The organism is Sporolactobacillus nakayamae, assembly GCF_900113325.1.
Lineage (GTDB): Bacteria > Bacillota > Bacilli > Bacillales > Sporolactobacillaceae > Sporolactobacillus > Sporolactobacillus nakayamae.
Genome location: NZ_FOOY01000015.1, coordinates 18573 through 30171 on the forward strand (window position 1 = coordinate 18573; position 11599 = coordinate 30171).

Genomic DNA, 11599 nt, shown 5'->3' on the forward strand with positions numbered 1-11599 from the left:
AAAGCCCGGTCTTTACTTCCGCAGGATGCGGTGACTTTCGCGTTGCATACAGGACATTTGCGTCATTAGCGAAGGTTCCTTACATACAAACGTTCCTTTGCTCTAAATATCGTTTTCAATCATCAACCTTGTCTTAAACAGACATTTCTAGTTCACACTGGTAGGAACGTATAAGAAAACATTTAAAGGAAACGAGTGTAAGCGGTCCGAAAAAACGCCGCGTCCTGCGGCTCACCGGACACTAGGCCGTCCATGGCCGTCGCAACTAAGTCTTCGCCTTCGCCAGAGGCTTGGCGAAGCCAAGTTTTCTAATAAATCATTTTGATCCTTCATTAGGTAATGCGGCCGGAATAAAATAAGCGGAGATTTTCCGGTTATATGCATCATGGCGCTGGTTTCACAGGTATATAAGGGTAATTTCTCCGCTTATGCATAGAAAAACCCTCCATTTTCACGTTTTTCGATTCGATAAGCGGAATTTCTCCGTCTATTTAAGCAATTTTTTCATTCATTTTCTAATTAAGCGGAATTTTTCCGTTTATTTCTCAGATTGGGCGCTTACCTGATCGCCCAGCGGAATCTTATGACCTTATCGTCGTACCGGCGCGGTGTCCCGCACCCCTCAAGCGTGTCATGAATGTTTCTTTACTTATAAAAAAAACGAGCCCATAGGCTCATTTTTCTTTATGTTTATTCAATCGCTCTTGAGGATGCGCATTGGGTTCGTCAGCAATGAGCTGATCCGCCAACGTATGGAAGCGTTCTGCACTCATTGACGGTATTCGGTTATCATTCATATAAATTATCCGTTCGTAACACTCTGTCAACAGAAGCAATGCATTCCCGTTGTTCTGATGACAAACACGGGTTGCAAATTCGCGCAGCGTCTCGGTATCCAACCGTTTCACTCCGTTCAATTCAAGCATTCGAAGCAGCAGGCGGTATCCATTCCGAAAGTCCTGAGTGCTGTGTAACGGATTCTTTTTGATTTTCCATCTATAAATCGCGCGCAGCCACTTTTTTCGTGTTACTAGTGCCGCTAACGCTCCGATCAGCAGAACGATCAATGCGATCCAGCCAATACGAAACCAATTCATGCCAACGCCAGGCGAATTATTTGCCGAAGCGTTTTTCTTTTGGTCACTATCTTTGTTCGCAGAATGATCCGCTGGCTGTTTCTCCGGTTGTTGCGCGGCTCCATCCTGCTGGCTCTGAGCACGCTCAGAGCTGCCCGAAGGTTGTTCTGAACTCGATCCTTCAGAATCATTATTTGTTGAAGCACTGGCAAATTGGCTTGGATCGCTGAACGAAGGTGTCGGTTCAAAAGTGACCCAGCCGCTGCCCGGAAAATAGACCTCTCCCCATGAATGCGCGTCTGCGTTTGTAATTTGATATTGATTCAAATCCATGTTTTTTCCATTCACTTTTTCCTGGACTTGTCCTTGAAATTCGCCCGAAGTAAATCCCTTGACCCATCGTGCCGGAATTCCCGCCGAACGCAGCAGTACAACCATTGACGTCGAGAAATTATCACAATAACCCACTTTTGAATCAAAGAGAAACTGATCGACATAATCCTGGTTCTGCGATGGACGCGGGATCTGTTCCGTCGAATATCTGAATCTTGAGGAACGTAAATAATTGACCACAGCCTTTACTTGATCATAGCGGTTCGTATGTCCGGCTGTTAGCCGTTGACCGAGCGCACGTACGCGATCAGGCAAATCTTGAGGAACTTGGAGATAGTGTTCTCGAATGATCTCGGGATCGCTTTCGGAAGTCGCTTTCCTGAGAATCGATGTTTGGTAGACAGGCTCAGCGTACGCTAATTGTTCTGAGGACACTCTTTTTTCATCAATAGGCAGCACCTGTCCCGTTGTCTGCTCAATTTTCAGCTGTTTTCCAGGGACAGTGATTTGCATCGGTTCACCGCTGTAAGGCAAAATCGCCGGGCTTGCTTTGCTGAAATGCAGTACGGCTGTCTGTTTATTTGTTTTTGTTTGATCTTCGTATAGTGACAAATTAGATGCGAGCGTCTTCGCAGCGGATGCCGGTAAATAAAAAGGTTCATTATTACTCCACCCGCGGCCGGTGTAGTGGTCTTTGTGCGCCACCCGCCAATAGCCGGGATTTCCACTGATCGCAGCTGTAAACAGCGGCGTCTGATCCATGCCAATTGATCCTCCAAGACGTGAGTCGTCATCATCATAGCCAATACGCTGGTTTCCTGAAAAGAAGGGTCCGTTTTGAAATAAGGATAATCCGAATCCGCTGAGGTAATCCGATGATGCTGCCCAACGCGATTCCGGCTTAGGCATGAGCAATGCGAGTACCACAATCACAGCGATGATGCTACTTGTCGCGGCAATCCACGAAAAACCGCTTTTAAGCTCTTTTTTTTCGGTGTTTTTTAACGGGAAATTTTTCCATTTCCACATACTGAGCAGAAGTAATGCGCACACAACAATGCCAATCATTGTTTTACTGCCATCATATACCGTAAACGTATCCATGAGCACGCCGCTTAGAACTGCAAGCGATGTAAAAAGAACAAGCCTTCCCTTCTGAAGCCAATATCTGATCGCAAATAGAATCAATCCGAACAATAGAAAAAAGAGAAATGCGCTGAACAAGTCCGACTCCTCTGTCGGTTGTCCATGCCATAGATACTCTATATTTTGACTTATTCCTTCGCCTAATTGAATCAGCCAATCCGCACTCAGAATCGGGTACGTATAAAAGAAGTAATGATGCATTGCATGTAAGACAAGCATACCGCACACAATCGCGCACAACCAATTGGGCATTCTCAAATAAAACATCAGTATCATCACCACGATGAAGATAACGAGTAAACTTTGGGAATTGAGAATGGTCAATTCAATAAGCGGCCGAGCGCACAGCCATAAAAGAAAGCCTGCCAGTGCATAAATAATCGCAGTGATCACTCGACTAAATGGACGCTCATTCAATCACGTTCACCTGCCTTTAGCTCCTTTTCCGAAACGATCGTTGCTGAGAACCAAGATGATCTCAAATGATTGAAGTCCTGTTCAGGCAATTCATCCGTGATATAAAACAACTTTTGCTTCTGTCTGCTCTTCGCCGCAAATTCACTCATGGTAAAAGCAAGCTGCGCGTCCGTGCTCACAGCATAGCCTAAGTAACTTTTATTTCCGGACATGCGCACTTCGTCCGCTTCAAGAACCTGCTGTTTTGTCAGCTCAGCCAAGGTTTGATAGACCTGATTCAGCGTGCGGGATGAGCTGTCCTGTAAAAAAAGAGCGGCAGACCCTGAGCGGTAAGTTAATAACACGGTAAATCCATAATTCAGAAATGTTTTCACTAATGAAACGGTATAGGAAATCGCTCGCTCAAAGCGCTCGTCCGATTCCTGTTTTCGCGAAACAAGCACAATCGAGACATAGCGCTCACGTTCCGGTTCAAATTGCTTTGTAACCAGCGTGTTGGTTCTGGCTGTTGACTTCCAGTCCATCCGAGAAGGACGGTCACTGGGACGGTAGGCACGAATTCCTGAAAAATTAGATAAATCAGCTTGTTGGGCAAAAGCGTCAGCTGTTTGATTCGGCAGATCCAGCTCATGAGCTGATATAACACGCGATTTCGGATAAACATAAACGACCATTCTGCTGCTTAATTGGACTGATCGTTCAAAAAATCCAAACGGATCGCCCGTCTTAAGAACAAGACTCTTTAGGACATGCCTTCCTCTTGGCATATTAGATAAATCCAGTGGGATCGTCACTTCACGTGAAAACCAACACATGACTCCTGCCGTATGTGTTATACCGTTCCGCAGCGAGCCTTCGGGACTTTCGTAGATGGACATCAGAAAGAGAGGGAAAGCCAAACGCCTTTTTAAATGGATCTGCAGATGAAGTGTATCACCTGAAAATAGTTGATCATTATCAATCGAACGCACAATAACAATGGAATGAAATGGATACAGCAAGAGTACACTCAAATACAAAGCAATAGGGAGAAACGTGTAGAAGAGAAACCAGCTCAGGAAACCTCCTTGAGCGATTGCGAACAAAAACAGTACGACTGCAGTCACGAACGTTGGTACAACACGCAAAATAGAATGTAACTGACCTTTTTCCAACCAATGCCCAATCATTCAATCGGTTCCTTCAGCGATACCGGAACCTTTGTCTTACTGATGATTTCTTGAATGATCGACAAAGGCTCCCTATTCTCATAAGCTGCTTCCTGTTTGAGAATAATACGATGAGCGAGGACATAAGGTACTGCAGCTTTAACATCATCCGGAATCACGTACTCACGTTGTTCAATAAAAGCGATCGCTTGTACGGCACGCAGCAAGCCGATCGTGCCGCGAGGGCTTACTCCGAGCGCAATCAATGGGTGCTCGCGCGTCGCCTGAATAATATCCATTAAGTAATTTTTCATTTCTTTGGAAACGTAAACGGACGCAACTTGGCGACGCAGATACAGGACATCATCCACTGAAAGGATTGGTTTCAAGTTACTGAGCGGGTTATGATCCGGCACTCGGTCAAGCAGCGAAAGTTCATCCCTGCGGTCGGGATAACCTATGGATAATTTCAATAGAAATCGATCGAGCTGCGCTTCCGGTAAGGGGTATGTTCCTTCATATTCAATCGGATTTTGTGTAGCCATAACAAAAAAGAGGTCCGGCAGCTCCCGAGTAACGCCGTCAACCGTTATATGGCCTTCCGCCATTCCTTCAAGCAACGCCGATTGTGTCTTGGGTGATGTGCGGTTTATTTCGTCCGCAAGAATGATGTTGCCCATCAGTGGACCGGGCCGAAATTCGAATTGCGCATTCTTTTGATTGTATATTGTTAACCCGGTAATATCGGAAGGAAGTAAATCAGGAGTGAACTGAATGCGCTTGAAATCAGCACCTATCGATTTTGCGATTGCGTGAACCAGTACCGTCTTTCCAACGCCGGGTATATCTTCGATGAGCACATGCCCGCCCGCCAGCAATGCTACGGTGATCAGCTTCACTACCCTTCTTTTCCCAACAACAACAGTTTCCACATGATCAATGAGTTCGGAAATTATGTGATGCGCTTCGACGCTTGAATTCATAAGTAACCTCGATTCCGATTATTTTCCGATTAGTTAAACCATTACCTCTAGTGTACAAAAAAAATTCGATTAATTCCAAACATAGGGCTAAAAAAAAAGAACACACGATAGCATTCGTCTGTTCTTTTCCCTTTATGATCGCCTGTCGAACAGCATTCACTGATTTACAGTTGGCTCTTAAGCTGATCTGCTGAAACAACCAAGGTCTCTACTCCCGTACTTATCTGTTCAGTAATTGCGGCAAGTTCATTAATACTGTGTTCCGTGACAGATGAAAGGTTGCTGCTTTGATCTGCAGACTCGATAATACTTTCGAATTTCTCTCCCGTATGCTTCGATTCCTGCATACTCTTCTGAATAATCGACGTAGTCTTATCAAGAGAAGTAACCACATCACCCGTGACGGTTGTTGATTTATGAATGAGTTCGGAAATTTGAACCATCGCTTTATTGGTTTCTTCAGCCAGTTTCTGAATTTCTTGAGCAACGACAGTGAATCCTTTTCCATATTCTCCCGCTCTTGCCGCTTCAATGGCAGAATTGATCGCCAAAATATGGGTCTGTTCTGAAATTTCTTTGACTAATAAAGTTACTTGTCCGATTTGTTGTGACGAAGTTTCCAGTTCGCCAACCATTTTACCCATTTCCTTTACAGACTGGCTTGCAGCCATGACCTGAACAAAAAGCTGTTCCAACTGCTTTTGACCTTCTGAAGCATGTTGTTTCGCGTTTCGAGATACTGTGTCTCGTTTCTGAGCGTTTTCACGCACAATTTTAAATTGATCAAGGAGACTGCGAACCGCTTCCTCACTATGCTCAGAGAGCTGCGTCAACTGACTGCTCACGTGTAGAATAGCCGTGCGCAAGTCCTCTCGTCCAATTTCATACTCTCTTTTTAACGTTTTCTCATATTCTTCGTCATAAGCTTCCAGAACAACTTGCTGTTCGAAGCTGATCATCTTGTTGATCGAACGAATCACGCGATCCGCCTCGTTTTTGTCCGCAACGTTTTCCAATACAATGCTGATCAAATTCGAGAGCAGGTTCTGGAATGTGCCCATGTAATAAGGAGGAGTCAGCGCAATCCGATAATGCATAATACCGACCTGAAATCTACGTTTGATAAACGCTTCATCGATCACTCCGGAAAACAGGTCTAATACATGGACCGCCAATGTCTTACTCAATTTTTCAATCGTACTATATTTATCAATAATTTTCTTAAGCGGCTCAATTTTATAGAAACTGTTATAAAATTCATTTGCCATTCGTTCTATATCTTTCTCTACAAACGGCCGCATCACTTTCATGATTTGAAGATCGAATTCTTTAATGTCAAGCATCTCGATCTTCTCAAGCACTTTCGAGTCCAGAGTATCAATTAACACTTCTTCTGATTTTGCCTTCTCCAACCATGATGTAACCTTTTCTCTTCGGTTTAGTAACTGCACGCCAAACACTCCCATCCAAAATAGTCACAGATCAAACATTCTATAACCCATTCTTTTCCGTCAATGATGATGGTTCACTGTTTATCCCATTGTTTATGCTAAATAATTTTCAGAAAAATCTTCTTCTGCAAGCGGACGACTATAATAGTAGCCTTGAATGGCTCGGCATCTGCATGATTCGATTGCGAGCAGTTGTTCCTTTGTCTCAATACCCTCCACAATCACGTCGATCCATAATTGTTCGGCCATGGACACAATTGCGGTCACAATCGCTTGATCTCGATTGCTTCTGGCAATATCCAAAACAAATGATCGGTCAATTTTTAATTGATTGATCGGCAAACTCTTCAAGTAACTGAGTGAGCTGTATCCCGTTCCGAAATCGTCGAGACTGACACCAACGCCAAGTGCTCGGATCTCATTCAGAATCTTAATTGAGCGTTCCAAGTCCTCCGCCATGGTTGATTCAGTGATCTCTAATTCCAGATATTCAGGACATAGTCCGCTCACTTCCAATGCGTGGCACACCCGTTTCACTAATGAGTCGTCATGAAATTGATTAAAAGAGAGGTTTACTGAAACAGGAACTCTTGGAGCACCTTGATCCTGCCAGCTCTTCATCCGTTGACATGCCTCTTTAAGCACCCACCAGCCGATTTCACGAATCATGCCCGTCTCTTCTGCGACAGAAATAAAGCCGCTTGGAGGGACGATGCCGCGTTTTGGATGTTTCCAGCGGATCAGAGCCTCAACGCCGATCAATGTCCCGTTGCACGCATTGACTTGCGGCTGATAAAACAAGACAAATTGATGGTTGTATAAAGCGGTTTGCAATTCGTTCTCAGTACTTACTTTCATTAGAAGCTGTTGATGAAGCGCATTGTTATAAAAGAAATAGCTTTCTTTGTTGCTTTTCTTAGCTTCCCTCAACGCCGCCTCAGCGCTCGCCAAAATCTGCACACTGGAGCTACCGTCATAAGGATATTCGGAGATACCGATGCTGAAGGTTGCATAGATTTCTTTTCCTTCAATAGTGTGCGGCTTCTCAGTGGTGTGCACAAGTTTTTCAGCTATATGAATTAATCCGCGTTTGTTCAAACAATTTTTGCAGATAATCATAAACTCGTCGCTGCTGATTCGAAATAATTCCGCGTTCATTCCATTAAGCGTCTGATTAACCCTTCCGGACAGAGAAATCAGTAACTCATTTCCTATACTTCTTCCGAATATTTCATTTATTATTTTCAACCGGTCAATATTGATTTTCAAAAGTGAAAACGATTGCTTGCTTATTTGACAAGTCTTGATTAAGTCAACAATTGTCTCTTCAGCAACCAAATTATTGGGTAATCCTGTAAGTACATCATGAAAAGCCTTAAAACGTATTTCCTCCGCTTTTTGGATCTCGTACGCTTTCTCCATCTGCTGATAGCTGTCCATGACCAATTGATAGTTCAGATTAAGCACTTTGCCTAACGCATCGGAGATCGTCAGTGCCTGCTCGCTGTAATTGACAGCTTTGATGATCACATCCATAAGTCTGCGCTGATACAGATGGTTAAGCGCGGCTTGATTGGTCAAGCTTAGATGATGATCAAAGAAAAAAGCCGCCTGGTCCCTGCATATCGTCAGAAAGTGCTGATCGATGATTCCACTGAAAACACTCCGAGCTTGCGTTATGTACATGCGTGTCAGATCTTCTTTTGTCTTCTCAGACAGAACCATACTTTGTATCTTGAATAAATCGGAAACAGATTGACTCATCTGCTGAGCAACATGGGCGAAGTCGTGTAACATAAACGGGCGCATCCATCTTACCAATTGTAAATCCAACATGTGGATTTGCGTCAGGCTAATCCGCTGTTTAACCAAATGGTCGCTAATTGATAAATCTGCCGCTTGCTTCTTCACTTCCGCGAGCCATTTTTCTCGATTTAACTGTTCCCCCATCTTGCGTTCACCCTCATCATTTCTTTGCTGCCTTAATTTCGTAATTGAGAGACTAATACATTCTTTTTATCGTCACAAGAGGAACAAAAGTGAACAGGTTCATGATTGATTCAAAAAAATTTTTAGCCAAAAACAAAACATTGACGAACGGTCCATTCCATGTTAGTATTCAAATTAACTTAATTAATCTCTTATTGCGAGCGGCGGAGGGACTGGCCCTATGAAGCCCGGCAACCTTTCAGATTTATGAAAAGGTGCTAATTCCAGCAAGATTTCTGTTTTAGAGATCTTGACAGATAAGAGGGTGCGGATGATATGTCAAGCCTCTCTATTAAACTAGAGAGGCTTTTTGTTTGTCCCCTCAAAAAAATAGGATTGCAGAACACAGGAGGATGATCATGAGTAACGTATTAAGCGCGAATCTTGGATACCCGAGAATTGGTGAGAAAAGAGAATGGAAAAAGGCACTTGAACAATTTTGGGCAGGAAAAATTTCAAAAGAAACTTTTCTAGATACGGTAAAAACATTGCGATTAAGTTATCTAAAAAAACAAAAGGACATTGGTGTCGACTTGATTCCAGTTGGCGACTTCAGTCTCTATGACCATGTTCTTGATACCGCCGTTCTTTTTGGGTTAATCCCTGATCGATTTAAATCGGACGAAAAAGAAGTATCCCTCGAAACCTATTTTTCAATCGCCCGAGGCAACAAAGATGCAGAAGCATCGGAAATGACAAAATGGTTTAACACAAACTATCACTATATCGTTCCGGAAATCACTAATGAAACGAAGCCTTATCTCACTAGGAACCGCCTTCTTGATCTGTTCAATGAAGCGAAAACAGAACTGGGTATTGTTACAAAGCCCGTTATTGTAGGACCAATCACATTATTGAAACTCTCAAAAGGTTATGATGACGATCACTTCGCCACACTGCTTGACGCACTGCTCCCTCTATACGCCCAAGTACTAGGCGAGCTGCAAGCGGCCGGAGCGGAATGGGTACAGATTGATGAACCGATTCTTGTTAGAGAACAAAGCGAAGAAGATCTTGCCGCATTCAACCGCGCTTACAAATTTATTAAAGAAAGCGTTCCTGAATTAAAACTTCTGCTTCAAACCTACTTCGAAGCGATTGACGACTACAAAGAAGTTGTGCAATTGCCTGTAGATGGTGTCGGACTTGATTTTATTTACGGCAAAGAAGCGAATTTGGCCGCGATTAAAGCATACGGTTTTCCGGAAGACAAAGTACTTGCCGCCGGAGTTGTTGACGGCCGCAATATCTGGAAGACTGACTTATCAGCGACACTTGCCGAACTTCAAACATTGCTTTCAGCGGATGAGGATCACGGAAAACTTTGGGTCACTCCGTCATCAAGTCTGCTGCATGTGCCGGTAACGGTAGCCAATGAAACCGATCTGGATTCGATCTTACTGAACGCACTTTCCTTCGCGGATGAGAAACTGAACGAAGTCGTTACACTCGCTAAGGGCCTAAGCGAAGGCGAAGCAGCAATCGCTGACGCTGTTCAGAAGAGCAGCGCAGATCTTCAAGCGCTACAACAATCGGCGCACCGCAATAACCAAGCGGTTCAAAAAGAAATCGACCAATTAGGCGATGAACTGCCGACGCGTCCGGGCTCATACAAGCTGCGCCAGCAAGTTCAGGCTGACGCGTTCAATCTGCCGCCACTGCCAACGACAACGATCGGAAGCTTCCCGCAGACAAAGGAAGTTCGCCAAGCACGACGTAATTGGAGAAAAGGCGAATGGTCCGACGCTAAATACGAACAGTTCATTAACGACGAGACAGCGAAATGGATTCAAATCCAGGAAGATCTCGGCATCGATGTACTCGTGCATGGCGAATTTGAACGAAACGATATGGTTGAATATTTTGGTGAAAAGCTCGCTGGCTTCGCCTTTACTCGTTTTGGTTGGGTTCAGTCTTACGGCTCGCGTTGCGTGAAGCCACCGCTGATCTTCGGTGATGTATCATGGATCGCACCGATGACTGTCAAAGAGAGCGCCTATGCACAGTCGCTGACGAAAAAGCCGGTAAAAGGTATGCTCACCGGACCGGTTACAATCTACAACTGGTCGTTTGTTCGCGATGACATAAGCCAAGCGGAAGTCTTCAATCAGATTGCGCTCGCATTGAAAAAAGAAGTGCACGCACTTGAAGAGGCGGATATTCGCATGATTCAAGTTGACGAACCTGCGCTTCGTGAAGGCTTGCCATTGAAGGAAGCAAAGAAAGCAGGCTACCTCCATGATTCTGTTTATTCGTTCCGTCTCGCGACCACATTCGTAAACAATGACACGCAAATCCATACCCATATGTGTTATTCTGAATTCGATGAAATCATCGATACTATTGATGCACTGGATACCGATGTCATTTCGATCGAAGCCGCGCGCAGCCATGGCGAAATCATCGCCACATTTGAGGATTTCGACTATAAAAAAGGCATCGGCCTTGGCGTGTATGACATCCACAGTCCACGCATCCCAAGTGTCGAAGAAATGAAATCCTATGCCGAACGCGCGTTGAAAGTTCTCGATCCAAAGGTCGTCTGGATCAATCCGGACTGCGGCCTTAAGACACGACGCCCGGAAGAGACCATTCCAGCGCTCAAGAACATGGTCGAAGCCGCTTACGAAGTGCGTGAAGAACTTAGTAACCATGTTGGAAAATAAGTACCATTAAATAAGAAGCAGAGCCGCGATCATTGTCGCGGCTCTTTTTTGATATGCTTTTTAAACTGTAGCGCACAGTAAATACGAACTGCGCAACAAAACAATACCTGATAAAAAGAGACGGACAATTTTGCATTGTCCAGGCGAAATTATCGGAGTTCAAAGAAAAATATCAGCGCTCAGAGAAAGGAATCGGAGTTCAAAGAAAAATATCAGCGTTCAGAGAAAATAATCAGCGTTCAGAGCAAAAATATCAGCGCTCAGAGCAAAGTATCAGCGTTCAGAGAAAAGTATCAGCGTTCAGAGCAAAGTATCAGCGTTCAGGCAGAAGAATCAGCGCTCAGACAAAAATATCAGCGCTCAGACAAAAGAATCAGCGTTCAGACAAAA

Annotated in this window: 7 protein-coding genes and 1 riboswitch; of the genes, 2 read left to right on the forward strand and 5 right to left on the reverse strand. The window is 44.3% G+C overall.

The window, feature by feature from the left end; genetic code table 11:
* Positions 1–674: 674 nt before the first annotated feature.
* The 5 genes from BM003_RS10910 to BM003_RS10930 form a co-directional block, all read right to left on the reverse strand.
* Positions 675–2972, reverse strand: coding sequence for a transglutaminase TgpA family protein (locus tag BM003_RS10910; protein WP_093672995.1), 2298 nt, complete (start codon positions 2970–2972; stop codon positions 675–677).
* Positions 2969–4141 carry a DUF58 domain-containing protein gene (locus BM003_RS10915; RefSeq protein WP_093672997.1) on the reverse strand — a complete coding sequence of 391 codons (1173 nt, stop codon included), beginning with the start codon at positions 4139–4141 and terminating at the stop codon, positions 2969–2971. The genes BM003_RS10910 and BM003_RS10915 overlap by 4 nt, the downstream gene beginning before the upstream one ends.
* Positions 4138–5103, reverse strand: coding sequence for an AAA family ATPase (locus tag BM003_RS10920; RefSeq protein WP_093672999.1), 966 nt, complete (start codon positions 5101–5103; stop codon positions 4138–4140). Before BM003_RS10920 ends, BM003_RS10915 begins: the two co-directional genes overlap by 4 nt.
* Positions 5104–5267: 164 nt before the next feature.
* Positions 5268–6554, reverse strand: coding sequence for a globin-coupled sensor protein (locus BM003_RS10925; protein WP_245734222.1), 1287 nt, complete (start codon positions 6552–6554; stop codon positions 5268–5270).
* A 93-nt stretch (positions 6555–6647) separates the two neighbouring features.
* Positions 6648–8504 carry a putative bifunctional diguanylate cyclase/phosphodiesterase gene (locus BM003_RS10930; RefSeq protein WP_093673003.1) on the reverse strand — a complete coding sequence of 619 codons (1857 nt, stop codon included), beginning with the start codon at positions 8502–8504 and terminating at the stop codon, positions 6648–6650.
* Between the two features lie 188 nt (positions 8505–8692).
* Positions 8693–8807, forward strand: a riboswitch (SAM riboswitch).
* A 95-nt stretch (positions 8808–8902) separates the two neighbouring features.
* On the opposite strand from BM003_RS10930, the gene metE reads away from it, so the two are divergent.
* Complete coding sequence (gene metE / locus BM003_RS10935; RefSeq protein ID WP_093673005.1) at positions 8903–11209, forward strand: 5-methyltetrahydropteroyltriglutamate--homocysteine S-methyltransferase; 2307 nt, start codon at positions 8903–8905, stop codon at positions 11207–11209.
* 135 nt (positions 11210–11344) lie between these two features.
* Positions 11345–11599: hypothetical protein (locus BM003_RS17860; RefSeq protein ID WP_218143248.1), on the forward strand; the 255-nt coding region annotated here is incomplete at its 3' end.